At 44.0% G+C, this 25,996-nt stretch carries 22 protein-coding genes; all 22 read left to right on the plus strand.

Annotated features, from left to right (window positions below; translation table 11 throughout):
* Nucleotides 1-9 precede the first annotated feature (9 nt).
* On the plus strand, nt 10-843 hold the full coding sequence (locus FYJ39_RS12945) for a pseudouridine synthase (protein WP_154472890.1): 834 nt from the start codon (nt 10-12) through the stop codon (nt 841-843).
* A gap of 15 nt (nt 844-858) precedes the next feature.
* On the plus strand, nt 859-2,811 hold the full coding sequence (gene ligA / locus FYJ39_RS12950; protein WP_154472891.1) for an NAD-dependent DNA ligase LigA: 1,953 nt from the start codon (nt 859-861) through the stop codon (nt 2,809-2,811).
* 157 nt (nt 2,812-2,968) lie between these two features.
* Nucleotides 2,969-3,886 carry a homoserine O-acetyltransferase MetA gene (gene metA, locus FYJ39_RS12955; protein ID WP_154472892.1) on the plus strand — a complete coding sequence of 306 codons (918 nt, stop codon included), beginning with the start codon at nt 2,969-2,971 and terminating at the stop codon, nt 3,884-3,886.
* A gap of 839 nt (nt 3,887-4,725) precedes the next feature.
* The gene (locus tag FYJ39_RS12960; protein ID WP_154472893.1) at nt 4,726-4,998 is read left to right on the plus strand and encodes an acylphosphatase; all 273 of its coding nucleotides are present in this window, start codon (nt 4,726-4,728) and stop codon (nt 4,996-4,998) included.
* 26 nt (nt 4,999-5,024) lie between these two features.
* On the plus strand, nt 5,025-5,876 hold the full coding sequence (locus FYJ39_RS12965; protein WP_154472894.1) for a YihY/virulence factor BrkB family protein: 852 nt from the start codon (nt 5,025-5,027) through the stop codon (nt 5,874-5,876).
* A 182-nt stretch (nt 5,877-6,058) separates the two neighbouring features.
* Nucleotides 6,059-7,795 carry a S8 family peptidase gene (locus FYJ39_RS12970; protein ID WP_154472895.1) on the plus strand — a complete coding sequence of 579 codons (1,737 nt, stop codon included), beginning with the start codon at nt 6,059-6,061 and terminating at the stop codon, nt 7,793-7,795.
* A 172-nt stretch (nt 7,796-7,967) separates the two neighbouring features.
* The gene (locus FYJ39_RS12975) at nt 7,968-10,136 is read left to right on the plus strand and encodes an extracellular solute-binding protein (RefSeq protein WP_154472896.1); all 2,169 of its coding nucleotides are present in this window, start codon (nt 7,968-7,970) and stop codon (nt 10,134-10,136) included.
* Nucleotides 10,137-10,534: 398 nt separating this feature from the next.
* Nucleotides 10,535-11,638, plus strand: coding sequence for an extracellular solute-binding protein (locus tag FYJ39_RS12980; protein WP_154472897.1), 1,104 nt, complete (start codon nt 10,535-10,537; stop codon nt 11,636-11,638).
* Between the two features lie 18 nt (nt 11,639-11,656).
* Nucleotides 11,657-12,661, plus strand: a complete 1,005-nt coding sequence (locus FYJ39_RS12985; protein WP_154472898.1) for an ABC transporter ATP-binding protein — start codon at nt 11,657-11,659, stop codon at nt 12,659-12,661.
* Nucleotides 12,662-12,672: 11 nt separating this feature from the next.
* Nucleotides 12,673-14,430: an ABC transporter permease gene (locus FYJ39_RS12990; RefSeq protein WP_154472899.1), complete on the plus strand. Its 1,758-nt coding sequence runs from the start codon at nt 12,673-12,675 to the stop codon at nt 14,428-14,430.
* Complete coding sequence (locus FYJ39_RS12995; RefSeq protein WP_154472900.1) at nt 14,424-15,278, plus strand: glycerophosphodiester phosphodiesterase family protein; 855 nt, start codon at nt 14,424-14,426, stop codon at nt 15,276-15,278. The genes FYJ39_RS12990 and FYJ39_RS12995 overlap by 7 nt, the downstream gene beginning before the upstream one ends.
* Nucleotides 15,260-15,943 carry an MBL fold metallo-hydrolase gene (locus FYJ39_RS13000; protein WP_154472901.1) on the plus strand — a complete coding sequence of 228 codons (684 nt, stop codon included), beginning with the start codon at nt 15,260-15,262 and terminating at the stop codon, nt 15,941-15,943. The genes FYJ39_RS12995 and FYJ39_RS13000 overlap by 19 nt, the downstream gene beginning before the upstream one ends.
* Before the next feature lie 183 nt (nt 15,944-16,126).
* Nucleotides 16,127-16,819, plus strand: a complete 693-nt coding sequence (locus FYJ39_RS13005) for an MgtC/SapB family protein (RefSeq protein ID WP_154472902.1) — start codon at nt 16,127-16,129, stop codon at nt 16,817-16,819.
* 171 nt (nt 16,820-16,990) lie between these two features.
* Nucleotides 16,991-17,464, plus strand: coding sequence for an RrF2 family transcriptional regulator (locus tag FYJ39_RS13010; RefSeq protein ID WP_154472903.1), 474 nt, complete (start codon nt 16,991-16,993; stop codon nt 17,462-17,464).
* A 114-nt stretch (nt 17,465-17,578) separates the two neighbouring features.
* Nucleotides 17,579-19,462 (plus strand): anaerobic carbon-monoxide dehydrogenase catalytic subunit, encoded by a 1,884-nt coding sequence (cooS, locus tag FYJ39_RS13015; RefSeq protein WP_154472904.1) that lies wholly within the window; start codon nt 17,579-17,581, stop codon nt 19,460-19,462.
* Nucleotides 19,463-19,473: 11 nt separating this feature from the next.
* Entirely contained in the window at nt 19,474-19,926 is a 453-nt protein-coding gene (locus FYJ39_RS13020) for a 4Fe-4S dicluster domain-containing protein (protein WP_154472905.1), read from the plus strand.
* Nucleotides 19,923-21,167 carry an NAD(P)/FAD-dependent oxidoreductase gene (locus FYJ39_RS13025; protein WP_154472906.1) on the plus strand — a complete coding sequence of 415 codons (1,245 nt, stop codon included), beginning with the start codon at nt 19,923-19,925 and terminating at the stop codon, nt 21,165-21,167. Before FYJ39_RS13020 ends, FYJ39_RS13025 begins: the two co-directional genes overlap by 4 nt.
* A 274-nt stretch (nt 21,168-21,441) precedes the next feature.
* Nucleotides 21,442-22,137: a cell wall hydrolase gene (locus FYJ39_RS13030; protein WP_154472907.1), complete on the plus strand. Its 696-nt coding sequence runs from the start codon at nt 21,442-21,444 to the stop codon at nt 22,135-22,137.
* 199 nt (nt 22,138-22,336) lie between these two features.
* Nucleotides 22,337-22,768 (plus strand): hypothetical protein, encoded by a 432-nt coding sequence (locus FYJ39_RS13035; protein ID WP_154472908.1) that lies wholly within the window; start codon nt 22,337-22,339, stop codon nt 22,766-22,768.
* A complete protein-coding gene (locus FYJ39_RS13040; protein WP_154472909.1) occupies nt 22,765-23,721 on the plus strand; it encodes an ABC transporter permease in 957 nt (318 codons plus the stop codon). The genes FYJ39_RS13035 and FYJ39_RS13040 overlap by 4 nt, the downstream gene beginning before the upstream one ends.
* A gap of 31 nt (nt 23,722-23,752) precedes the next feature.
* Nucleotides 23,753-24,625 carry a diadenylate cyclase CdaA gene (cdaA, locus tag FYJ39_RS13045; RefSeq protein ID WP_154472910.1) on the plus strand — a complete coding sequence of 291 codons (873 nt, stop codon included), beginning with the start codon at nt 23,753-23,755 and terminating at the stop codon, nt 24,623-24,625.
* Complete coding sequence (locus tag FYJ39_RS13050; RefSeq protein WP_154472911.1) at nt 24,606-25,964, plus strand: CdaR family protein; 1,359 nt, start codon at nt 24,606-24,608, stop codon at nt 25,962-25,964. The genes cdaA and FYJ39_RS13050 overlap by 20 nt, the downstream gene beginning before the upstream one ends.
* The last annotated feature ends 32 nt before the right edge of the window (nt 25,965-25,996 follow it).

Consider the following 25,996-nt stretch of genomic DNA (forward strand, 5'->3'; position numbering starts at 1 on the left):
GTTGAAAGAATGGAAGAACGTTTGAATAAATGGCTGAGCCGGATGGGCCTCTGCTCCAGACGTGAGGCAGATCGGCTTATAGAAGCGGGAAAGGTTCTGGTAGATGGTCATAAGGCAGTCGTGGGACAGAAGGTGCTGCCTGGACAGCGTATTATCTGTGAGGGTAAGACTGTTGGGGAAGGACGAAGTTCAAAGCCTGCTCCTGTGCTTCTGGCCGTAAATAAGCCAAAGGGGATCGTGTGTACTACCTCGGACAAGGATCGGGCGGAGAATATTGTGGAATATTTGAAATACCCGGAGCGTATTTATCCTGTGGGGAGGCTGGACAAGGATTCAGAGGGACTTTTGCTAATGACGAACCAGGGTGACCTGGTGAATAAAATAATGCGCGGAAGCAATGGGCATGAAAAGGAATACATTGTTACAGTCAACAGGGAGATAACAGCGGAATTTTTGGATAAAATGTCCGGCGGCGTGGAGCTTAAGGAGCTAGGGCAGGTTACAAGGCCCTGCAGGACGGAAAAGGTGGATGAGAAAACATTTTCTATCGTTCTTACCCAAGGGCTGAACCGGCAGATTCGGAGGATGTGCAAGGCCTGCGGCTTTGAGGTGCAGAGCCTGAAACGGGTGCGCATCATGAATATATGCCTGGGAGGTCTGCCAAAAGGAGCATACCGTAAGATAAATGGGGCAGAATATAAGGAGCTTTTAAACCTTCTTAAGGACTCCTCCAGCCTGTCAAGAAAGGAGCGGCTGGCTGGCGAAGGTACGGGGGAGACAAACGGCTGGACAGAGGGCAAGGGCCGGAAGGGCCGGGTTCATAACTTTGGAAGAACAAATTAAAAATAGGAGAGTCATATGGATCATAACATTCAGAGAATGAAGGAGCTGGTTTCCATTCTGTCAAAGGCAGGGCGGGTCTACTATCAGGAAAGCCGGGAGATCATGAGTAATTTTGAATATGATAAGCTTTACGACGAGCTTTGTTCTCTGGAGCAGGAGACTGGGGTTATATTGTCGGGAAGTCCTACTCAGAATGTGGGATATGAAATTTTAAGCGAGCTTCCCAAGGAGGCTCATGAGATCCCTATGCTGTCTTTGGATAAGACGAAGAGCGTGGAGGAGCTTTGTGACTGGCTTGGAGATAAGGCTGGAATTTTGTCTTGGAAAATGGACGGCCTTACCATAGTGCTGACTTATAAGGGGGGAGAGCTTGTAAAAGCCGTTACCAGGGGAAATGGTGAGATTGGAGAGGTGATCACTTCTAATGCAAGGGTATTTGCTAATCTTCCCTTGAATATTTCTTATGAAGGGCAGCTGGTGCTAAGAGGCGAGGCTGTGATTACCTATTCTGATTTTGAACGGATTAATGATGAGATAGAGGATGTAGACGCGAGGTATAAAAACCCGAGAAATCTGTGCAGCGGCTCTGTGCGTCAGCTAAACAGCCAGATTACGGCGGAGCGAAACGTGCGGTTTGTAGCCTTTGCCCTGGTGAGAGCAGAGGGGGTGGAGTTTGGAAACTCCCGAAGGGAGCAGCTGGAGTGGCTAAAGAGCCAGGGCTTTGAAACGGTTTACTATAAGGAGGTTCTGGCGGATAATCTTGTGAGGGCGGTGGAGGATTTTTCAAGGGCTGTAAAGACCAATGACATTCCCTCTGACGGTCTGGTGATGACCTTTGATGATATTGCCTATGGGGAAGCCCTGGGACGTACGGCCAAGTTTCCCAGAAATTCCATTGCCTTTAAATGGAAGGATGAGATCCGCGAGACGAGGCTGTCCTATATTGAGTGGAGCGCTTCCAGGACGGGGCTTATTAATCCGGTGGCTGTATTTGAGCCGGTGGAGCTGGAGGGGACTACGGTAAGCCGTGCCAGCGTTCACAATCTCAGCATTATGGAGGGCCTGGAGCTGGGAGAAGGAGATACTATTACCGTATATAAAGCTAATATGATTATTCCCCAGATTGAGGATAATCTGACCCGAAGCGGAGTGAAGCATATACCAAAAGTCTGTCCGGTATGCGGCGGCGGTACGGAGATACGTCAGTTAAATGATGTAAAGAGCCTCTACTGCACCAATCCTGAATGTCAGGCAAAGAAGATCAAGAGCTTCACTCTTTTTGTCAGCCGGGATGCTTTGAATATAGACGGTTTGTCCGAGGCTTCCCTTGAGAAGTTTATTCAGGCCGGATTTATTCACGAGTATGCAGATATTTTTCATCTGAACCGGCATAAGGATGAAATTGTTGAAATGGAAGGCTTTGGCCGGAAATCCTGCGACAATCTGCTTGAATCAATTCAGGCCGCTTCTACTACAACCCTTCCGAGACTGGTATATGGTCTGGGAATCGCTGGGATCGGCCTGGCTAATGCCAAGATGCTGTGCAGGAAGTTTGGGTTTGATTTTGATAAGATGCGCCATGCGGATTTGGACGCTCTGACTGCGGTAGACGGAATTGGCAGCGTGCTGGCCCAGGCATGGGTGGACTACTTTTCTTTGGAGAAGAATAATACAGCGGTGGATCACCTTCTGACAGAGCTGACGGTTCAGAAAGAGCAGCCAGAGGAGGGAGAGGCGGTTTTTCAAGGGATGACCTTCGTAATTACCGGATCAGTGGAGCAGTTTGCTAACCGCAAGGAGCTTCAGGAGCTGATTGAGCGTAAAGGAGGAAAGGCTGTGAGTTCTGTTACGGCTAAGACAACTTATCTGATTAACAATAATGTGAACTCTAATTCTTCTAAAAATAAGAAGGCCAAGGAGCTTGGCGTTCCAATTATTTCTGAGAAGGACTTCCTGCGAATGCTGTAGCACAGTTTCCGGCGCGGGAGCAGAAGGCGCTGCTATCCGGTTAATATCCCGCATTCAGGAGCCGCGGCCAGCTGATGGCTGAGTCAGAACAGGTTCTTGCCGGGACACTGTGCGGTTTTAGAAGAAGCAGTCTACATTTGGAAGGGAGAATGATGTTATGCCGATAAAAGTGCAAAAGGAGCTGCCAGCTAGAGCCATTCTGGAGACAGAGAACATATTTATCATGGATGAGGACAGAGCCATGAGCCAGGATATACGTCCTCTGGAAATTTTGATATTAAATCTGATGCCAATTAAGGAGGAGACGGAAACCCAGCTTTTAAGGGCGTTGTCTAATACGCCTTTGCAGGTGGACTGTACCTTTCTCATGCTGTCTACCCATGTTTCAAAGAATACCTCCTCCAGCCATTTAAATAAGTTTTACATAAGATTTAAGGAAGTTCGCAGGAGAAAGTTTGATGGAATGATTATTACGGGAGCTCCGGTAGAAAATATGGAGTTTGAGGAGGTGAATTACTGGCAGGAGCTTTCCGAAATTATGGAGTGGAGCAAGACGCATGTAACCTCTACCTTTCATATATGCTGGGGTGCGCAGGCAGGGCTGTATTATCATTATGGAATCAGGAAATATCCAAGAAGGACGAAGCTGTCAGGGATTTATAATCATAAGGTTCTGGACAGGAAGGCGCCTCTTGTAAGAAGCTTGAATGATTATTTTCTGGCCCCTCATTCCAGGTATACAGAGGTTCGCAGGGAGGATATTGAAAAGGTGCCTGAGCTTGTTCTTCTGGCAGAATCAAAGGAGGCGGGCGTGTTTCTGGCAATGAGCCGGGACGGCCGTCAGATATTTGTCCAGGGGCACCCGGAGTATGACAGGATGACCTTGAATAATGAATATCACAGGGATTTAAAAAAGGGCCTGAATCCAGAGGTGCCTTATAATTATTATGAAAATGATGACCCCTTTGAGATCCCGGTGCTTACATGGCGGAATACTTCTAATACATTGTATACAAATTGGCTGAATTACTACGTATATCAGGTAACGCCGTATCTGCTTAATGTGGAGGAGTAAAACCAGCGCGATTGCTTTCTTTCAGGCTTCGACGCTTCCTGACGGCCGATTAGTGAACCGGCTGAAAGATAGATGGATACAGGAGAGTAAATTAGGAGGAGGTATTATTAAATTATGACTATTTATCCATGGTGTATAAGCTTAATGAAATATAGAGCAGTTCAGGCGATAGTAGAAAGATACTACCGGTTCAGAATCAAAAAGTATTGTTTTATCATGTGTCAGAACGGCAGGTGGACATTAGTGACGATGGAGCGGTAGGAAAATGCTGGCACAAAGCTGATGATTGGCTTGCCAAGGGTGTGAAAAACGAATGAGAGAAGAAAAAAACCGCTGTGTCCGGGCCGCTAGTATCAGAGACACAGCGGTTTTTAGGATTGCATTAACCATCATGTCTTAAAAAAGCTTCGTTGTTGGAAAGGGAGCCGGTTATCGTCGCCTGAGGCTGAAATCAATAGGGAACGTATGCACAGACCGATGAAGAAGGGAGGGGCCGGTCAGGAGTTCTCCCGTCGGCCAAGTATTATGAAAAAAAGTCTTATAAGCATTAGCACTTTACGTAACTTAGTATATCCGGTAAATATGAGCAATTTATATATTAAATGTGAACGGTTTGTAAGTAGTTTGTGAAAATTTAAGTCATAAAAAAGTTAATAGCCATGCTGAAAAATAAAATATACAGCGCTTGTAAATTGCATCTTCCTGCTATATAATTTATTAAACGCCTGACAAGAGAGCTTCCGGCGAAGGGGTGTGTGGATACTGAAAGCATCAGGCTGGAGTAGGAAATTGAGATAGTCCAAGAAGAACGTCTGGAAAGATAAGGGGGAGTCAGAGGAATGAAAAGGGTAAGAAAGCACATACGATTCCGAGGACGGGTTCAGGGGGTAGGATTTAGGTATACAGCCTGCTATATAGCTCGTTCCCTGGGACTTACAGGCTGGGTGAGAAACCTCTGGGATGGCGATGTGGAGATGGAGGTTCAGGGCCAACCGGAGGTGATTGACAGGCTGATCGCGGGCCTGAATCAGGGGAGGTTTATACAGATTGAATCAATGGATTCGGAGGATATCCCTGTGGTTGAGGAGAGCGGTTTCCGGGAACTTTATTGAAAGAAAACAACATGCAGGGAGAGGCTATGTGGGGATTAATTGTTGAGGGAAAGAAAATATATGATAAATTTGCAGAGGATGAAATGACCGTATATGCAGCTCAGGTATCATTTTTTATCATATTGTCTGTAGTGCCTTTTATCATGCTTCTGATTACAGCTGTACAGATGATACCCAGCATCAGCAACGCTATGTTTACAGAGCTGATTGTAGGGCTGGTGCCTGTGGACTACAAATCCCTGGCCTTCCGTCTGGTGAATGACCTGTCCTTAAAATCTCCGGCTACCATGGTTTCCGTTACAGCCGTCACAGCCCTGTGGTCTGCCGGACGGGGCATGTTCAGCGTGGCCAGGGGGCTGAACCGGGTAAACGGATATGGAGAAAAGCGGTGGTATGTACTGAACCGTTTGATTTGCTCTGGGTATACCATTGTGTTTGTTCTTGTCTGCATTTTGTCTCTGGGACTTCTTGTTTTCGGAGATATGCTTCAGAGCTTAATGTTGAAACGGTTCCCCATAGTAGCAGAGGTGACTATGAAGCTTATAAGCTTCAGGGCTTTGTGGTTTTTGATGATTCTCATGGTATTTTTTCTCGGAATCTATACATTTGTACCGGATAAGAAGCTGCGTCTTAGAGATCAGATTCCGGGAGCCGTGTTCTCCACCGTCGGATGGATGGGCTTTTCCTTTGCTTTTTCCCTGTATTTTGACCATATTGGAGGAAAAAACTACTCTTATATGTATGGAAGCCTGACTGCCATTGTGCTTCTGCTGCTTTGGCTGTATATGTGTATGTGTATACTGTTTTTAGGAGCGGAGATTAACTGTCAATGGAGGGAAGCGAAGGAATATCTGTTTAATCGGAGTATGCGAATGTAAAAAGCGGAAATAGAAGAACGCGGTTCCAAGCCGATTTTATAGATTGGAGCCGTGTTTTTATTATGGGCTTTTGCCAGTTGAGTACTTTAAAATATTGTACTATGTACTATGGGGGCGTATACAGGGCATAGTATAAATATGAAGTATATGGGTAGGGGACAGATATATTCCCAAGGAGCAAAATGGATGATCAAAAGCTGGAGAATCTGTTGAATCTGGCCTTAAGCGCTACGGAGGAGGAAAGGCTGCAATCAGAAAATCTGAATATAGGCTATAATCCGGAAGAAAAAACCTGGGAGCTGATTGTAAGGCATTCCGGCAGTCTGGAGGGACTGACGGCTCTGGGAATCCAGGTGGATGAGCTGCTGAATGGATATGCAGTTCTGATTGTTCCTGAGCATCTCATAGACGCGCTCAGCTCTTTAAATCAGATTGAATATGTGGAAAAGCCCAAGCGGCTGTTTTTCGCCAGCAAGGGAGCCAGAGCAGCTTCCTGCCTTTCGGCAGTGCAGCCGGGAGTAAGCGGTACAAGCAGCGTCATCAGCGGACTGGGGGCAGGGCTTACAGGGCGAGGAGTTCTGGTGGCTGTAATTGATTCGGGAATTGATTATTTTCATGAGGATTTTAGAAATGAGGATGGAACTACCCGGATTCTGGCTTTGATGGATCAAGACAGGAACCAGATATACCGTTCGGAGGAACTGAATGCGGCCCTGGCGGCTCCCTCCAGAGCCGAAGCGCTGGAACTGGTTCCCACAGTGGATTTAAGCGGACATGGAACAGCAGTTGCGGCTATTGCGGCAGGCAATGGACGGGAGGGAAGAGGCGTTTACCGGGGAGTAGCTTATGAAAGCCAGCTGTTGGTGGTAAAGCTGGGAACGCCTCTGACTGATAATTTCCCCCGGACGACACAGCTAATGAAAGCCCTGGATTTTGTGGTTCGCCAGGCAGAAGAGATGGGGCTTCCGGTAGCTGTGAATATGAGCTTTGGAAATACCTACGGTTCACATGATGGAAAAAGCCTGCTGGAAACTTTTATGAATGACATATCTAATTATGGACGCAGCGTTCTGGTAGTGGGAACCGGAAATGAAGGGGCTGGGGCCGGACATACCGGAGGGGAGCTTATCATGGGTCAGGAGACCAATGTGGAGCTATCGGTTGCACCTTTTGAGACGGGCATGGGAGTGCAGCTATGGAAATCCTATGTAGATGAATTCGCGATCCGGCTCATAACGCCCTCTGGAGATATCATTGGACCCATTGACAGCCGCCTGGGACCTCAGACATTTACTTACGGAGGTACCCGTATTTTGATATATTATGGAAAGCCAAGTCCTTACAGCAGCGCACAGGAGGTTTATTTTGATTTTATTCCAGTGAGAGATTACCTGGACAGCGGTATCTGGACCTTCCGATTGACGCCGGAGCGGATTGTCACTGGGCTATATGATATGTGGCTGCCGTCGAGAGGAATTTTGAATCCTTCTACCCGCTTTCTTCTGGCGGTGCCGGAGACTACTCTTACCATTCCCTCCACGGCAGCTAATGTAATTTCCGTTGGAGCCTACGATGATTCCTACCGGGCCTACGCAGACTTCTCCGGCCGGGGCTTTACCCGTCAGACCCGTCAGGTAAAGCCGGATCTGGCCGCTCCCGGAGTGGATATTATCACAGCCAGGCGTGGCGGAGGATATGAGGCGGTCACAGGCACCTCCTTTGCGGCTCCTTTTGTTACAGGAAGCGCAGCTCTTTTAATGCAGTGGGGAATCCTAGAGGGAAACGACCGGTTTCTGTATGGAGAAAAGGTAAAAGCATATCTGCAAAGAGGCGCCCGCCATCTGCCAGGTTATGAGGTCTGGCCGAATCCGCAGCTGGGATATGGGGCGCTGTGCGTGCGGGATAGTTTTCCGATATAAAAGAATTTATACGTCCGCTCATCAGGAATCAGCTAAGATAAAATGATGCAAGGAAAATTTACGCTGTTATTATTCTTAGTTGCAGTTGATTTTAAGAATATATTTTTTTATAATATGTTTCATAAAATGGTTTTTACAATTTCTTTGCGTAATATGAAGAGAGGTGATAAAAATGCCTACAATTTTAGATGTGGCCAGAGAAGCGGGGGTTTCACAGGGAACGGCATCAAATGTATTAAATGGTAAAGGGAATGTCAGTAGCGAGAAGATCAAAAGTGTACAAGAGGCGGCTCAAAAATTAGGTTATACCATGAATGAACGTGCGAAAACCTTAAGAAAGGGCAGAGGAAATATAATATGCGTGATCATTCCTTCTATAGAGTGCAAACAATATAGAGAGCTATATTACAGCATTAAAAGCTTTTCGGAAAAGAACAATTATGTGGTGGAGCTATTATTATCGGATGATAATCCACAGGTTGAAATGGAGTTGATTCAACGGGCAAAATCCATGATGGCTGCGGGGGTTGCCACTGTTACCTGTTTAAACCAAAAAAAATACAATAAAGCGTATTATGGTTTGGAAAAAGTCTGTTTTGTAGAGAGAAAACCGGTTGATGGAGGGGAATATTTTGGGTTCCATTATGAAAAAGCGGGGAAAAAAATTGCCGAATATATTGTGAAAAACAATTATCATCATATTGCTGTGATTACCGATTCGTTAGAGTATTCTAACGAAAGAGAATTCTTTCTGGGAATGAAGGTGGTATTAAGCAAGAAGCTAAAAGTGAAGATTTATCAAATTTCAACTGGGCTTAACCGGATATCACATACGCTGTTGAATTCAATTTTACTAGATGGGGAATATGATGCAATTATTACATCTAACATAGCTTTTGCAGAAAAGGTTAAGGGGATACTTGACACCTTCGATAGAGAAAGAAAAACCTGTATTTTAACACTTTCGCCTGTAGTTACTTTGCCGGAAAGAAATTTTGTTAAATATGAACTGAATTATAGCTTGTTAGGAAGAAAGGTAGCGGATAAGATCCTTAATTCTCCAGTAAAGGATTTTGTTATGGAAGATCATTTGGTTGAAAATGACGGAAACCGGAACTGGAAGAAGATTGAATTAAAAAATGCTCCTTCAAAATGTTTGAATGTCATTACTCTTGAAGGCCCGGAGGCAAGCATAATGCAAGGGCTTGCAAAATTGTACACAGAGGAAACTGGAACAGAGGTGAAGGTATCCGTTTTTTCATATAATGATATTTACGATCAATTTTCAAATGTTGAATTTTCGAATATATATGATGTTTTTAGAGTGGATGTTACATGGCTGTCATGGTTTGCCCAGCGACTCCTAGTTCCGCTGGAAGAAGTATATTCTGATATGGCTCAGTTATTTGAAGGTTATATCCAACCATTAATAAAAAAATACTCTTATGTTAGAGGCAAAGCCTATGCCCTCCCCTTTACACCAAGCGTTCAGCTGTTGTTTTATCGAAGAGATCTTTTTGAAAATACAGTTTACAAACGAATGTTTAGAGAAAGCTACAAGAGGGAATTAAGAATACCTGAGAATTTTGAGGAATATAATCAGATTGCAGAGTTTTTTGCAAAAGGGTTAGAGCCGGATGTATCGTATCATTCTTGTTTAACATTAGGGAATACAGGTGTTGCTTCGTCGGAATTTTTAGCAAGAATATTTAGCCATAAGAAAAATCTTTTTGATGAAAACGGAAGAATCGTGGTTGATGATGAAGCAGGAAAAAAAGCCCTTCACGAATTAATCATTGCGCAGCGGTATGCGAATAAAACAACCTCTCACTGGTGGAATGAATCTGCACAACGATTTGCAAACGGAGAATTTGTTATGATGATTAATTTTAGCAATTATGCATCAGAGATCTTAGGGACAAATACGAAGGTTGCAGGTAATATAGGCTTTGCCATGGTTCCGGGAGACAATCCTATGTATGGAGGCGGAGCATTAGGAATCTCTCAGAATAGTAAAAAGAAAGAAGATGCAGCGGCATTTATTAAATGGATCACGAAAGAACCGGTTGCGTCGGGAATGGCAGCATTAGGAAGTGTCTCGCCTTGTATTAAAACGTATAATAAATATGATATTATTAATACATTTCCATGGTTGGAGCTTTCTGAGCAATGTTTTAAGCGATCGCATACAGAGAGAGTATCGGAAGCTTATGATAAACCATTTGATGAAAAAACCTTTTTGAATATCATAGGAACAGCGGTAAAGAGTGTGTTAATGGGCTCGATGTCAGAAGAGAATGCATTAAATAAGGCGCAGCAAATGATTGAGCGGGAATTATAGAATGACGGGTGTGGTTGAGAACCACACCCGTTTTTTACGTGGATTTTACGTAAAGATACTAGATAATTTGACAAAAGGTATTTAAAATTTAAAGTAAATTTGAAACGTTTTAATGGTGAAGGGAGGCAAAGAACAAATGATTAAGGTGAAGTAAAATAAATACAATTAAGAATAAAACTAAAGATAAAACAAGCATGAAATATGCAAAAATAATTTTAATTTGATTCGTTTTTTCTAATATAATAAAAAAGTATATTGGCAAAATAAACGAAAATAAGGAAGGATATTTAGAAATAAAAGAGAAAAAATGCATAAATCATTGACACGTTTCAAAGTTAAATATATAATATGATTCATAAGAGAAACAGAAACAACAACCAAAAGGAGGGAAATATAAAATGAGAAAGGGAATAGGAAGCTTAATGCTGGCTGCAACGTTGGCAGTGTCATTGCTAACGGGGTGCAAACGTGGTTCTGTTCAGACAGATGCAACAAAGGAAATTGCAAAGGCAGAAGAAACAGGTGGTGTTTCAGAAGGAACGAAAGACAATAGTAAGGCAGGCGAAGGAATTGTAGTATACACCAACAGTGGATCGGATGGCCGTGATGAATGGCTGACTAATAAAGCCAAGGAGGCAGGATTTGAAGTACAAGTAGTATCATTGGGAGCCTCTGAAATGTCTGAACGAATGATTGCTGAAAAGAATAATTCTCTTTGTGACGTTGTGTTTGGACTCAATAGCATTGAGTATGAAAAATTAAAAGCAAATGAGCTGATTCAGACATGGAAACCGGATTGGGTAGATGGAGTAGATGCTGAGTTGATCGATACTGACGGGTACTATTATCCAGTTACCATTACACCGCTGCTCTTAATCGGAAATGCAGATTTTAAAGATATGCCGTCAGATTGGACAGATTTAGTAAAGGATAAATATAAAAATAAATATCAAATTCATGGATTGGGTGGAGGTACTGGCAAAACAATATTTGCAAGTATTATTAGCCGTTACGCAGATGAAGAGGGAGAGCTTGGGATTTCAGATGAAGGTTGGGAAATCGCAGAGAAATATTTAGGAAATGCACATCGGATTGCGTCAGGTGAGGATAATATTGGACAGGTAATCAACGGCGCTTATCCGCTGAGTATGCATTGGGGTTCCGGTGTTCTGGCAGAGGAAAAGGCACGAAACTATGATTTTCAGATTATGACGCCGGAAGTAGGCGAGCCATTTGTTGTTGAATCAGTAGCAATTACAAAGGGTACGAAAAAATATGATGATTGTGTAGACTTCCTTAACTGGCTTGGAAGCTCTGAGGTACAGCTTCAGTGGTCGGATCGTTTTGGCACCATTCCCTGTCAGAAAGAAGCGCTTCTTGGTGCGTCAGATGATGTAAAAGCGTTTATGGAGCATTTAAAAGCACAGGATCTGGACTGGGAATTTATTTCAAAAAATATTGACGCTTGGGTAGAAAAAGCAGAACTTGAGTATGTCCGGTAAACATCCAGGGAGAATATCATGGTAAAATATGAAAATGTTGAAATTAGTTATGGAAAGTTTGTTGCCATTGAAAATTTAAACCTTGACATCAAGGAAGGCGAATTCTTCACCTTCCTTGGCCCCAGTGGTTGTGGAAAAACAACCTCCTTAAGGGCGTTGGTTGGATTTTTAACGCCGTCAAAAGGAAAGGTTTTTGTTGGTGACAGAGATGTGACCCATTTGCCGGTGGAAAAGAGAAATATAGGGATGGTATTTCAAAGCTATGCATTGTTTCCTACAATGACAGTCTATGAAAATATTGCATTTGGAATGAAGGTAAAAAAATGTTCAAAGAACGCTATTGATAAAAAAATCCATGAAGTGTCAGAGAAAATAAAAATTACGAATGAACAATTAAAAAAGAATGTATCAGAGTTATCAGGAGGACAGCAGCAGCGGGTAGCTTTAGCAAGAGCGATTGTCTTGGAGCCTAAAATTTTATGTTTGGATGAACCTTTATCTAACCTGGATGCAAAGCTTCGCATAGACATGAGAAAGGAATTAAAAAGGCTGCAAAAGGATCTGGGGATTACGACCTTATATGTAACCCATGATCAGGAAGAGGCGCTGACGTTATCCGACCGTATTGCAGTTTTTAATAATGGCTATGTGGAGCAGGTTGGGACGCCAAATGAAATTTATAATGAATCGAAAAGTGAATTTGTTTGTGATTTTATTGGCGATATTAATCGGTTAGGAAGAAATTGCCTGATGGAAATCAACCGGCAATTAAATACGGACTTTGATTTGAAGAAAACCGGTTTCATAAGAATTGAGAGATGTTCAAGTGAAAATAAGACTGGCAGAGCCAAAATTACAGGTCAAGTAGAGGATTTGGAATTTAATGGTATTTTTACAAAGTATACATTGTCCTGCTGTGGAGAAATCATCAAATATTTACATACAAATGATGGAAATTTCTTGCGTCATGAAGGAGAGTTTATGGATCTGTATATTGCTCCTGAGGATATTATGCAGTTTTAAGGGAGGATATTATGGCAAATTTAAAAAAGAAGCTGCAGTTAGACTCTGTGAATATTCTAGGCTTAGTGATTAAGTGGGTATTAATTTGGTTTATTTTTAGCTTTTTGGTACTTCCTAATGTAAATTTGATTTTTAAAGTGTTCGTAAAAGACGGACATTTTACTTTAGAAGCGATTGATAAAGTAATGAGATCCGCCAGGGCAATGAACAGCTTAAGAAATAGCTTCCTGCTTGCAATGGCATCGGTTATTACAGTTAATATTTCGGGAATATTAATTGTACTTTTTACAGAGTATTTTGATATTAAAGGTTCTAAAATATTAAGTCTTGGATTTATGACAACCTTAATTTACGGCGGCGTTGTATTGGTAACGGGGTATAAATTTGTATATGGAGAAACAGGAATTGTTACAAAAGTGCTTATGAATTTCTTTCCGAATCTTGATGCGGGATGGTTTGTTGGCTTTGGAGCTGTTTTGTTTATTATGACCTTTTCTGGGACATCCAATCACATGATGTTTCTTACAAATGCAGTAAGAAATCTGGATTATCATACGATTGAGGCGGCGAAAAATATGGGGGCGTCCCAGGCAAGTATTTTGTTTAAAATTGTGCTTCCAACGATGAAGCCAACCATTTTTGCAATAACTGTGTTAACGTTTATTGCCGGATTGAGCACAATGTCCGGACCGCTGATTGTAGGGGGACCTGATTTTCAGACGATTAATCCGATGATTAAAACATTTGCCGGAATGACCGGTTCAAGAGATATAGCAGCCCTATTAGCAATCATTCTGGGAATTGCCACATCCATTCTTTTATTTATTATGCAGAAAATAGAAAGTAAGGGTAATTTTATTTCCGTGTCGAAAACAAAAGCCAGAATGGAAAAACAGAAAATAGAAAGTCCGGTCTTGAATGTAATTGCACATATAGTTGCCTATGCAATGTTTGTCATTTATATGTTGCCAATTATGAATGTATTGATATTCTCTTTTACAGACGGCCTGACGATTAAGACAGGTAAAATTACGAAAGAATCCTTTACGTTGGAGAACTATGCAAAATTATTTCGTTCCTCCACTGCATACAGACCATATTTGGTAAGTATCATATATTCTTTGGCGGCAGCGGCAATTGTCGCAGTTATATGTATTGTAGTTGCCCGGATTGTAACAAAAGCAAGAAAAAAATATGATAAATTGTTTGAACCGTTTATTTTAATTCCCTGGTTGTTGCCATCTACCATGATTGCATTAGGCTTGATGATGACTTATGATGAACCACGGTTTCAATTAGCAAATCAGGTATTGGTTGCGACGCCTGCCATTTTATTGTTTGCATACATCATTGTTAAAATACCATTTTCGTATCGAATGATTAGAGCGGGCTTTGTGGGACTTGACGGAAATATGGAAGAGGCTGCTCAGGCTATGGGAGCAAAGCCATATTATACAATGAGAAAAGTAATTCTTCCGATTATATTACCAGTTGTGCTTTCGGTTGTTGTGCTTAATTTTAACAGTCTTTTATCAGAATATGATTTATCTGTATTTTTATGCCATCCATTATTTATGCCATTAGGAATTGTAATTAAACAGGCAACAGATGAAACAGCAACGATCGATGCCCAAGCGATGGCATTTGTTTATACGGTTGTATTAATGGTAATTTCTATGGTGGCTTTATGGCTTGGACGATATGGTGGATTTGAGAAGATAAAAGCTATATTCCTAAAAAAGAAAAAAGGAGGCAAGGCATTATGTTAAAGGTAATGGAACAAAGAAAACAAAGAGGTGTTTTAGTTGCGGCACACAGAGGAACTTCAGGGGGGAATATTCCTCCAAATACAACAGCATCCTTCGATATTGCTTTAAAAGAAGGAGCGGATATACTAGAACTTGATTTGTTCCGCAGTGTGGATGGGAAAATATTTGTTTTTCATACAGGAATGGAACCAAGCCACTTAGATCGGCATATATACATTCAGGATTATACGTCGGAAGAAATTAAGGAAATGAGATTATGTAATGGAGACTTGTCTCAGACCTTCTTAAGGGTCAATTCTTTTGAAGAGATTCTGGAAAGATACAAAGGTAAATGCATTCTTAATTTGGACAGATGTATTGACGTTTTAGACGACGTAATGAAGGAAGTCAATTATCACAATATGGCAGATCAGATTTTGCTAAAAAGCGCTCCGTCTGAGAAGGCCTTAAAAATGGTTGAAGCGTATGCCCCGACAGTCGATTACATGCCAATTTACAAGCAGGAAGATTCTTGCTCTGAAAAAATTGAACGTATGAATATCCATTTTGTTGGAGCAGAATTGGTTTTTTCGGATGAAAAGGCTCCGGTTATACAGGAGAGCTACATTGACAGGATGCATAAAAAAGGTAAAGTTTTGTGGGGAAATTCAATTCTTTATTCCAGCCGGGTACCACTTTCAGCGGGGCATAGTGATGACGTTTCTCTGATGGATGATCCTGCGAAAGGATGGGGCTGGTTAGTGGATAAAGGCTTTGATATTATCCAGACGGACTGGACGCAGCATTGTTCGGATTACTTGATCGAAAAAGGGGTTCGAAAGGGAGGCGTATGGAACTTCAGTTTTTAGGATGCGGTTCTGCATTTAATCCTCTTTTGGGAAACACAAGTTCTTATATTGAAATTGGACGGCACTTGTATTTAATTGATGCAGGTGAAAGTGTTTTTTATAAATTATTTAAGGAAGAAATCTTAAAGCGCAACGAAGAAATAACAATTTTTATCACGCATATGCATGGGGATCATATTGGGAGTCTTGCTTCGATTATTTCCTATTGTTATTTTGTGCTGAGAAAAAAAGTGTCAGTGGTTTATCCAAAGGATGATTTGTGGAAGCTTTTGAACCTAATGGGTATTGCAAGTAGCATCTATGATCGATTGGAATGCTATGCATTTAAAAACGATGAAATAAAAATGAGAGCAATATCTGTAAAGCATGCAGATGATATTTCCTGTTATGGATATATAATGGAATGGGAAGGAAAGAAAATCTATTATAGTGGTGATTCCTATGAAATACCGCAAGATATTTACAAAGATTTTATGGCAGGAAATATAGATCGGATCTATCAGGATACCACAGAATTTAAAACTTCACATTTATCACATCTTCCGTTAGAGGAATTGGAAAAATGTATACCGGTCAACTTACGAAATAAGGTTTTTTGTATACACTTTACAACGGATTTTGCAAATAAGCTGAAGGAGAAGGGCTTTCAATATGTAAAGGTATAACTGAAATACAATATACATATATGTAGAATGCGGATATATGTCAATGTTATAGGTCGATTCGTTTCGTTGTATATAAGTTTCCACCCCTCTTTTATGATTGGATTTGAACGTTCAATCGTTTGCGCTGTTAATGCTGAACATGATAGAAGCTCATTCAAATACAGAGAGAAAGAAGCGTGGATCATGAAAATTGTTCGTGAGATGATCGATATAACATTTGATAAGGAATTTTTAAGTGCAATTTTAAGAATTTTTGCCGCTATGATTTGCGGTGGAGTGATTGGCCTTGAAAGGGGAAAAGCCAATCAACCGGCAGGAATGCGGACCTATATGTTGGTTTGTTTAGGCGCTGCGGTTGTGATGCTTACTGGAGAGTATGTTTACATGGAATATGGTGCGGGTGATCCGTCAAGACTTGGCGCACAGGTAATAAGCGGGATCGGCTTTTTGGGAGCAGGCAGCATTGTTATATCAGGAAAATCAAAAATACGCGGCTTAACAACAGCTGCGGGCTTATGGGTATCGGCTTGTATCGGCTTGATTGTGGGCATTGGCTATATTAAATGCGGTTTTATTGCAACCCTGGCTGTGTATGTCATTATTGCACGGCTCAAGCGGATAGAAGAAAGAATGCTTCGAAAGAGAAGCTGGATAGAAGTTGTAATAAAATTAGATAATGTAGACTATTTGGCTGATTTCCATGATGTGGTTGAGAAAATGGGAATGAAAATTGGCTCCATTCAAATTTATAATAAAAAAGAAGAAATTAAAAGTGTAATTATAGGTATTCAAAATTGTGTAGGGAAAGATGAAGAAGTAATCATAAACGATTTGCGAAATATAAATGGAATTAAGTCTGTAAGATATATTTCATAGTACATATCTTGCGGAATTTCATTTTTGAGCTAAGCTTGTAAACAGAAGAATGAGAGAGCAAGAAATAAACAGTTAAACCGAATAAATATCCATCTTCTACTTGATAAAAATTATCAAATTTGCTATAATAATGATAAATGTTAGAAGTTTAACAAAGAAGGCGGTATGGTCATGATGATAACAAGAGAGTCTGATTATGCAATCCGTATTCTGCGTGCTCTAAAGAACGGAGAGCAGCAGACCATAGAGCAAATTTGTCAAAGAGAGCTGGTTCCCAGGCAATTTGCCTATAAGATACTGAAAAAGCTGGATCGGGCTGGTATGGTGTCTATCCGCAGGGGGGCTGGAGGCGGATGCAGTCTGGGGAGGAGTCTGGAAACTCTTACTCTTTTGGATGTGATTCGGGCTATAGACCGGGACTTTTTTCTTAATCCCTGCCTTGGAACGGGATACCGCTGCGAATATAGAAATGGATCATTCGGTCAGGCGTCTTCCCCTGATAATAGGATTGCGGAAGGCGCATATAATATGTGCGGTTCAGACAGCGATAGACGAAGCTGCAGCGTTCATTGGGAGCTGGCAAGGGTCCAGAGGGTTCTGGAGCAGGAGCTTGGGAAAAAAACATTAGACAAACTGTTTGGCTGAGCTGAAGGCATACCATGGAAATTCAGGTAGTTTTTACTAATAAAGTGGACTAAAATAATCCACTTTAAATAAAGCATTTGCACCTACGACAAATAGCAACAGGAGGTATCTAACATGAATCATTGTTACAGTTGTACAACCTGCAAAAGCGCAGATAAGCCTTTGGAGGATTATATTGCAGGACTTCCGGTGGAAACGTCCCACCACCGTGTGGAGGGGCAGTCCGTTAAATGCGGATTTGGCCTTCAGGGGGTATGCTGCCGGCTTTGCTCCAATGGTCCCTGCCGCATTACACCTCAGGCTCCTCATGGAATCTGCGGAGCCTCTGCCGATGTTATCGTAGCCAGGAATTTTCTGCGGGCAGTAGCGGCCGGTTCCGGCTGTTATATTCATGTGGTTGAGACAACGGCTCTGAATCTGAAGCAGACGGCTCTGGCAAAGGGGGAGATCAAAGGAATGGACGCCTTAAAGCATCTCTGTGAGCTGTTTGGTATCCCTAAAAGCGATCCTCATACAGAGGCGGCCGCAGTGGCCCAGGCTGTGCTGGAGGATCTTTATCTTCCGGATTACGTACCGATGAAGCTTCAGCAAAAGCTGGCCTATGCTCCCAGGCTAGCGAGGTGGAACGAGCTGGGCATTCTTCCAGGAGGCGCCAAATCAGAGGTCTGTTCTGGAGTTGTGAAATGCTCCACTAACCTGAATTCAGATCCTGTGGATATGTTGCTTCACTGCTTGAAGCTTGGGATTTCCACAGGCATCTATGGACTGACCCTGACGAATCTGCTGAATGATGTGATGCTGGGAGAGCCGGAGATGATGCCGGCCCCGGTGGGTCTGGGAGTTATTGATCCGGATTATATTAATATCATGATTACTGGACATCAGCATTCTATCTTTGTACATCTTCAGGAGCAGCTGAAAAGGGAAGAGGTGCAGGAGTTGGCTAAAAAGGCAGGAGCAAAGGGCTTCCGTTTGGTGGGCTGTACCTGCGTGGGACAGGATTTGCAGCTTAGAGGCGTTCATTATCAGGATATTTTTAGCGGCCATGCAGGGAATAACTACACCAGTGAAGCAGTGCTGGCTACGGGAGCCATTGATGCGGTGCTCAGTGAGTTTAACTGTACTCTGCCAGGAATCGAGCCTATCTGTGACAAGCTAGATATCAAGCAAATCTGTCTGGATGACGTGGCTAAGAAGCGAAATGCGCAGCTGAAGCCTTTTACATATGAGGACAGGGAGAGGATCACGCAGGAGATTCTTGCGGAAATTATTATATCCTACAGGAAGCGCCGAAGCAGCGTAGCTTTGAACCTGATGCCGGAGCATGGCAACAAGAATACCCTTACCGGTGTAAGTGAGGTGTCCTTAAAGAAATTTCTGGGCGGAAACTGGAAGCCTCTCATTGACCTGATTGCCGCAGGACATGTTAAGGGTATTGCCGGAGTAGTAGGTTGCTCTAACCTGACAGCGGGAGGACATGATGTTCTGACTGTGGAGCTGACCAGGGAATTGATTGCCAGAGATATACTGGTGCTTACTGCCGGCTGCTCCTCAGGAGGACTGGAAAACTGTGGCCTTATGACGCCTGAGGCAGCCAGTCTGGCAGGGCCTAATCTTAAGGCTGTATGCGAAACTCTGGGGATTCCTCCAGTGCTTAATTTCGGACCCTGCCTTGCCATAGGAAGGCTGGAAATGGTGGCCACTGAGCTGGCAGAAGCCCTGAATGTGGACATTCCTCAGCTTCCACTGGTGCTTTCTGCCGCTCAGTGGCTGGAGGAGCAGGCTCTGGCAGACGGCGCCTTTGGCCTGGCTTTGGGACTGCCCCTCCATCTGGGACTTCCTCCCTTTATTACAGGAAGCGCTCTGGTAACGAAAGTGCTAACAGAAGATATGAAGAACCTGACAGGAGGACAGGTGATAGTGAATGGCGATGCGGCAGAGTCGGCCAGCATATTGGAGAAGATCATAGAAGATAAGAGAAAAGCGCTGAACATATAGGAGGGTTGGTTATGAAACGAATATGGATTGATGCTGGCAGGTGCGATGGCTGCCTGAACTGCACACTCGCCTGCATGAATGCCCACAGGGCAGATAAAGGCAGCATATATGACTTAGATTTGACAGACCCTTCCAACGAAAGCCGCAACTTTATTTACAGACAGGCAGACGGCTCCTACCGTCCTGTGTTCTGCCGGCACTGTGATGAGCCGGAGTGCGTAAATTCATGTATGAGCGGCGCTCTCTCCAAAAATCCGGCTACAGGCATAGTGGAATACGATGAAAGCCGGTGCGCAGCCTGCTTCATGTGTGTGATGAACTGTCCCTTTGGAGTATTAAAGCCTAAGGACACTTCAAAAAGCCGGATTATCAAGTGTGACTTCTGTAAGGACAGCGGCGGTGAACCAAGCTGCGTAAAGGCTTGTCCAAAGGAAGCCATCTGGGTAGAGGAGGTACAGCCATGAGATATGTGATTGTAGGAGCAGGAGCAGCTGGAATCAGCGCGGCCAGAACCTTGAGAAAGCTGGACAAGGAGGGGAATATAACCCTGGTATCAAAGGATGACAAGGTTCATTCTCGCTGTATGCTCCATAAATATCTGGGAGGAGAACGCAGCTCTAAGGAGCTAAGCTTTATTGCCCCGGACTTTTTTGAGGCGAACCGTATTCAGTGGATGCCGGGAACAGCCATGACCAGGCTAAACAGCAGTGAACATTGTATCCAAGTGGAGGACGGAAGCTCCATACCTTATGACAGACTCCTGATAGCCAGCGGCGCCTATTACCTGATACCCCCTGTTCCCGGACTTAGGGAGGCAAAGAATGTATTTGGCTTTCGGGATCTGTCAGATGCGCAGGCTATCAGGTCCGCTGCCAGAAGGGGAGCGAGGGCTGTTATCATAGGCTCTGGATTGGTGGGGATGGATGCAGCTTGGGGTCTGCTGGAGCAGGGGATTAAGCCGGTCATTGTGGAAATGGCTGACCGTATCCTGCCCCTGCAGCTGGATAAAGCGGCTGCGGCTGTATATCAGCGGCTGTTTGAATCAAAAGGCTGCAGCTTCCGGTTATCAGCGAAGGCCTCCGGTACTCGTCTGGATGAGGACGGCTATGTAAGGGCGCTGCTTCTGGACAGCCAGGAGGAGCTGCCCTGCGATTTTCTGGTGGTAGCTGCCGGAGTGCGTCCAGAAATCCGCTTTCTGGAAGCGTGTGGTATGGAAACAGGCCGCGGGCTGGTTGTGGATCAGTATCTTTCTACTACGGTTCCTCATGTCTACGGGGCAGGGGATGTCTGCGGCCTCTCCGGTATATGGCCTAACGCTATGAAGCAGGGAATAACAGCAGCTAAAAATATGTGCGGGATTCTCACTGCCTATGAAGATGTCTATGCCATGAAGAATACCATGAATTTTTTCGGCCTTCCTTCCTTATGTATCGGCGATATCAACCGAATAGGTTCAGAGACTCAGGTGATTACAGAAGAGGATACGAATAATTACCGGAAGGCTTTGGTAGAGGACGGCGTTTTAACAGGCATCCTTTTGGTAGGAAATATTTCAGGCAGCGGGATTTACCAGTATCTAATCAAAAACCGGATAAAGCTTCCGGTATTCGGACGTGATATATTCCGCCTTTCGTTTGCAGATTTTTACGGTTTCGACAATCAAAAGGGCAAATTTGTCTGGAATAAGGAAGCCTGCTGTTCATGATATTAGCCTTAAATATAATCAAATGGAAGAGCTGCTGCAAAATTGAAGGCTGATAGCAGAGGAAACAAAATGATACGTTTTAAAACAGAAAAACACGGTTCCATGGCAGCGGCTGGAGCCGTGTTTTATTATGGGCTTTAGACAGTTAGTGAGCGCTTGGCCCTGTTTTGCTAAAACCCTATGTTTTTGGGAAGGCTGTTTAAATACTCCTTTTTTGGGAACGCTATATAAAAATGCACAAATTTGGTAATGAATGCGACAAAAAGGAGTAGCTATGAAAAAATTACTGATTACAGCAATGACAGCAATTTCATTAACCTTATCTCTGCCTTTATCAGCCCGGGCGGCAGAATTCAGCCCTGAGGCGTATCAGGCAGCTCAGGAGCTGCTAAGTCACTATAAAAACCTGTTTAAAAATGCGGTAGGTATTACCACAAAATATGCAAATTGCCAGGGGGCGGATATCCGCAGAGAACCAAGTGAGGAATCAGAGCTTTTGGATCAGACGTTACTGAATAGCTCGTTTCAGGTTGTGGGGGAGGAGCAGGGATGGTCCAGGATTACCACGGAGAATGGCTATGCATATATAAAGACAGAGAGCCTTTCTGATATGCCTACAGTAGTCCGTTCCTATACAGACGAGGAGCTTTATATTTTGGCTCACGTTATCTGCGGAGAGGCCCAGAACTGTCCGGATGATGAGCAGCTGTATGTTGGGTCTGTGGTTATTAACCGTGTAGCCCATCCCGCCTTTCCAGACTCCATTCAGGGAGTGGTTTTTCAGCCGGGACAGTATGCCTGTACAAAGGATGGGAATTACTACAGGGAGCCGTCTCACAGGAATTGGGCCAATGCCAGATATTTGCTGGAAAATGGAAGCGTCCTGCCTGGCAATGTAGTCTGGCAGTCAGGAAGCAGGCAGGGAAAAGGAGTGTATTTGCAGACAAAGTATCACAGCTACTGTTATTAAAGGGCTGGAGCCTACATCTGAAAGAAAGAAAACGATGGATATGGGCTGATCCTTTCCGGGGCGGAAGCTGGTTTAAAAACCATGCTTTGGCCTCTCCTTGGTTTACGAAATTATAAAAATTCATTTAAGGTGTCGCAAAACTGAAAAAATTGTGGTATACTAAATTGATATGTCATAGGAAAACATAAGGAGTGCCTGTATGCTGAATGAGGAAAAGGTCGGTGCAATGACCGAACTGGCCATATTTGAGAAAAACGAAGGCAGGAAAATATTTCCCATCAATCGATATTTTAAGAGGGACTATGTTGGCGGACAGATGTTCCGCTCCTTTTTCGGCTATACGTTCTGTTACCTTCTGGTTCTTCTGATGTGGATACTCTATAAGCTGGAAGCGCTGCTCAATGAAATGTCTATAGATGATATGCTGAACTGTGCGGCCAAATGGGGAAAGACCTATGTGGCGGGGCTTGGGCTCTATCTGCTCATCACCTGGGCTGTGTATTCCAGACGGTACGATACGGCTTCCAGAGTTCAGCTGGTGTATGTTTCCAGGCTGAAGCATCTGCTGAAGCGGTACGAAAAAGACAGATCTGAGAAAACAAAGGATTACAGGGGAGGAAGAGTTAAATGACAAGTCTTCTGCTTTGGAAGGAACAATTAAAGACGTTTTATAACAGGTTTAGCTATGTGATCCAGCCGCTTATCCGGTTTTGCTTTGCTCTGTGTATGTTCCTGAGCCTGAATGCCAATATCGGATATATGGCAAAGCTTAAAAATCCGCTGGTAATCCTATTGGTGTGCCTTATCAGCGCCCTGCTTCCCTACGGAGCGATTGTATTCTTAGCGGGCTGTCTGATGATGGCCCATATTTATGCGGTTTCCCTGGAGATGGCGTTGATTGCCCTGGTGCTGATCCTTTTGGTAAGTATCCTCTACTATGGCTTCAAACCGGGAGACAGCGTGCTTATGGTACTTACGCCTCTGGCTTTTTTGTTCCATATCCCATATGTGGTTCCTCTGCTGGTGGGGCTTGGCGGCAGCCTGGCTTCTGCCATTCCCGTAGGCTGCGGTGTGTTTATGTATTACCTTTTAATGTATGTAAAGCAGAACGCAGGCGTTCTCACAACTGAGGCATCGGTGGATATAGTGCAGAGATACAGCCAGATTCTTAAATCCGTCCTCTTTAACCAGACTATGTTAGTGATGGTGGCAGCCTGTGGAGCAGGCGTTATTATTGTATATCTGATCCGCCGCCTGTCCATGGATTATTCATGGATGGTAGCTATTGTGGCAGGCTCTGTGGCAGAGCTTTTGGTGATATTCGTGGGATATGTCGTGTTTGGGGTTTCTGTGGAGATAGTTCCTTTGATTCTGGGGATGATAGCTTCCGCAGCCATTGCGGCTGTGTATAACTTTTTTATATTTTCAGTGGATTATACCAGAACGGAATATGTTCAGTTTGAGGATGACGATTATTATTATTATGTGAAGGCAGTGCCAAAGATGACTGTGAGCACGCCGGATGTGAAGGTGCAGAAAATCAGTACCCGAAAACGCATCACAAGGGAGAGAAATGTGTATTAATGAAAAGAAATAAATATAAGGAGGTGAGGGCATGGCGGATCTGATGGAGAAGGTTTCATCTTGGTTGTCTCTGCTGCCTAGAATATCACTGGGAAATCTTCTGGAAATTGTGATTATTTCCTTCCTGGTATATGAAATTCTGGTTTGGATTAAAAATACCAGAGCGTGGACCCTGTTAAAAGGCCTGGTGGTTATTCTGGTATTCGTTGTATTTGCCGCTGTGCTGCACCTGACAACCATACTGTGGATTATGGAAAATGCCACAACTATTGCTGTGACCGCGCTTCTGGTGGTATTTCAGCCGGAGCTAAGGAAGGCTCTGGAACAGCTGGGGAGCCGGAATTTCCTGGCCGGAATTCTTTCATTTGATGACGGGAAGGAAAAACAGAGCTTTAACGAAAAAACCATTAACGAGCTGGTAAGAGCCACCTTTGAGATGGCAAGGGTCAAAACCGGTGCACTGATGGTAATTGAGAGGGGCTTTTCCTTAAAGGAGATTGAGCGGACTGGGATTGAGATTAACGGCCTTGTGACAAGCCAGCTTTTGATCAATATTTTTGAACATAATACTCCGCTCCACGATGGAGCCGTTGTGATACGGGGGAACCGGATTACGGCTGCTACCTGTTACCTTCCTCTGTCCGACAGCATGTCCATCAGTAAGGACTTGGGCACCCGGCACAGGGCGGCTGTGGGAGTCAGTGAGGTGACGGATAGCATTACAATCGTAGTTTCCGAGGAAACAGGCAGGGTAACGGTGGCGGAAGAGGGGATTCTGACAAGAGTGGAGGACGCAGACGGTTTAAGGAAAATTCTTTCTGCCGCTAAGGAGGAGCAGCCCGTGGTTAATCGGTTTAGCAGAATATGGAAGGGAAGGCTGAGAAATGGGAAAAAGGCTGTCTAATAATCTGGGGCTTAAAATACTTTCTGTCTTCCTGGCATTTTTTGTGTGGCTGGCTGTGGTTAATATATCAAACCCTGAGGACACAGATACCCAGGAAGTTCCGCTGGAGATTCTCAATGAGAATATACTGGCCTCCAGCGGTAAGACCTATGAGCTTCTGACGGACAAAAACACCGTCACGGTAAGCTATCGCGTGAGAACCCTGGATTCCGGCAGTATCCGGGCTTCAGATTTCAGGGCTTATATAGACTTAGCTGATATGTATGAGCCCACAGGCTCTATTCCGGTGAAGGTGGAGGTAAAGAACAACAAGAGCCGGCTGGTGGATTCTCCGGTAGCAAGGCCCGGTGTCATCCGGGTGTTGACAGAGGATTTGCAGCGTAAGCCTTTTAATTTGGTGGCTGAGGTGGAGGGACAGCCGGCTGCTGGGTATAAGAGGGGGGCGGTGACGCTGTCGCCTTCCTATGTGTATGTAAGCGGACCTGTATCAATGGTGGGAAGAATCAGCAAGGTAGGAATCGTCATTAATATTGAAGGAGCAGATTCTGACCGGACCGGCACAGCTTCAGTACGATGCTTTGATGCCAACGACAATGAGCTAACTGAGTTTGCCGAGGATGACAGACTTACTTTCAGCCGTTCTGAGATTAACTATTCTCTGACCATTCTTAAGAGCAAGGATCTTCCTCTGGATTTTAGGCCTGAGGGAAGGGTGGCTGAAGGCTACCGGTTTACAGGAATTGAGAGCAGCAGAAATTCAGTGGCTGTAAAGGGGCTTAAATCGGATCTGGCAGACATTCATTCCATCACTATATCAGGCCCGGAGCTGAATATGGATGGGGCAACCTCTGACAGGGAAGTAACGATCGATCTGAAAAAATATCTTCCAGAGGGAGTGGAACTTGTGGATTCCTCCGGAGAGATAAAGATTGTAATGAAGGTGGAGGCTCTGGAAAGCCGGACGTACCGCTTATCTTCCGGTCAGATTCGTTTGGTGGGCTCTGACAGCCGGTATAACTACCAGTATGGCTCAGAGTATGTGAATGTGGTTGTAAAGGGACTGAAGGAGGATTTGGATCATCTTACGGAGGCTGAGGTGGAGGCAGAGCTGGATGCAAGCTCCCTCAAACCAGGAACTTACAATACAGATCTCACCTTCCGTCTGGGAGCAGCCTATGAGGTGGTCAGCTATGACCGGCCTCAGATAACCATTCAGGAAAAGGGAATTGAAGGTACATCGGAGGCTTTTGAACCATCGGAAAGTAAGAAGGAGGAAGCTGCCTCCACGGAAGCAGGGGAAGAAGGAAGCTCCGCTGTCACTCATCAGAATGGGGAGTGAAGGAGATTGATTTGTTATGCAAGGAGAGCGGT

It is taken from the genome of Clostridium porci, assembly GCF_009696375.1.
Classification (GTDB): Bacteria; Bacillota; Clostridia; order Lachnospirales; family Lachnospiraceae; genus Enterocloster; species Enterocloster porci.

Bases quoted from the DNA above. Each gene is read 5' to 3' on its own strand.
- FYJ39_RS12945 (WP_154472890.1), top strand. From the start codon at position 10: ATGGAAGAACGTTTGAATAAATGGCTGAGCCGGATGGGCCTCTGCTCC.
- ligA (WP_154472891.1), top strand. From the start codon at position 859: ATGGATCATAACATTCAGAGAATGAAGGAGCTGGTTTCCATTCTGTCA.
- metA (WP_154472892.1), top strand. From the start codon at position 2,969: ATGCCGATAAAAGTGCAAAAGGAGCTGCCAGCTAGAGCCATTCTGGAG.
- FYJ39_RS12960 (WP_154472893.1), top strand. From the start codon at position 4,726: ATGAAAAGGGTAAGAAAGCACATACGATTCCGAGGACGGGTTCAGGGG.
- FYJ39_RS12965 (WP_154472894.1), top strand. From the start codon at position 5,025: ATGTGGGGATTAATTGTTGAGGGAAAGAAAATATATGATAAATTTGCA.
- FYJ39_RS12970 (WP_154472895.1), top strand. From the start codon at position 6,059: ATGGATGATCAAAAGCTGGAGAATCTGTTGAATCTGGCCTTAAGCGCT.
- FYJ39_RS12975 (WP_154472896.1), top strand. From the start codon at position 7,968: ATGCCTACAATTTTAGATGTGGCCAGAGAAGCGGGGGTTTCACAGGGA.
- FYJ39_RS12980 (WP_154472897.1), top strand. From the start codon at position 10,535: ATGAGAAAGGGAATAGGAAGCTTAATGCTGGCTGCAACGTTGGCAGTG.
- FYJ39_RS12985 (WP_154472898.1), top strand. From the start codon at position 11,657: ATGGTAAAATATGAAAATGTTGAAATTAGTTATGGAAAGTTTGTTGCC.
- FYJ39_RS12990 (WP_154472899.1), top strand. From the start codon at position 12,673: ATGGCAAATTTAAAAAAGAAGCTGCAGTTAGACTCTGTGAATATTCTA.
- FYJ39_RS12995 (WP_154472900.1), top strand. From the start codon at position 14,424: ATGTTAAAGGTAATGGAACAAAGAAAACAAAGAGGTGTTTTAGTTGCG.
- FYJ39_RS13000 (WP_154472901.1), top strand. From the start codon at position 15,260: ATGGAACTTCAGTTTTTAGGATGCGGTTCTGCATTTAATCCTCTTTTG.
- FYJ39_RS13005 (WP_154472902.1), top strand. From the start codon at position 16,127: ATGAAAATTGTTCGTGAGATGATCGATATAACATTTGATAAGGAATTT.
- FYJ39_RS13010 (WP_154472903.1), top strand. From the start codon at position 16,991: ATGATGATAACAAGAGAGTCTGATTATGCAATCCGTATTCTGCGTGCT.
- cooS (WP_154472904.1), top strand. From the start codon at position 17,579: ATGAATCATTGTTACAGTTGTACAACCTGCAAAAGCGCAGATAAGCCT.
- FYJ39_RS13020 (WP_154472905.1), top strand. From the start codon at position 19,474: ATGAAACGAATATGGATTGATGCTGGCAGGTGCGATGGCTGCCTGAAC.
- FYJ39_RS13025 (WP_154472906.1), top strand. From the start codon at position 19,923: ATGAGATATGTGATTGTAGGAGCAGGAGCAGCTGGAATCAGCGCGGCC.
- FYJ39_RS13030 (WP_154472907.1), top strand. From the start codon at position 21,442: ATGAAAAAATTACTGATTACAGCAATGACAGCAATTTCATTAACCTTA.
- FYJ39_RS13035 (WP_154472908.1), top strand. From the start codon at position 22,337: ATGCTGAATGAGGAAAAGGTCGGTGCAATGACCGAACTGGCCATATTT.
- FYJ39_RS13040 (WP_154472909.1), top strand. From the start codon at position 22,765: ATGACAAGTCTTCTGCTTTGGAAGGAACAATTAAAGACGTTTTATAAC.
- cdaA (WP_154472910.1), top strand. From the start codon at position 23,753: ATGGCGGATCTGATGGAGAAGGTTTCATCTTGGTTGTCTCTGCTGCCT.
- FYJ39_RS13050 (WP_154472911.1), top strand. From the start codon at position 24,606: ATGGGAAAAAGGCTGTCTAATAATCTGGGGCTTAAAATACTTTCTGTC.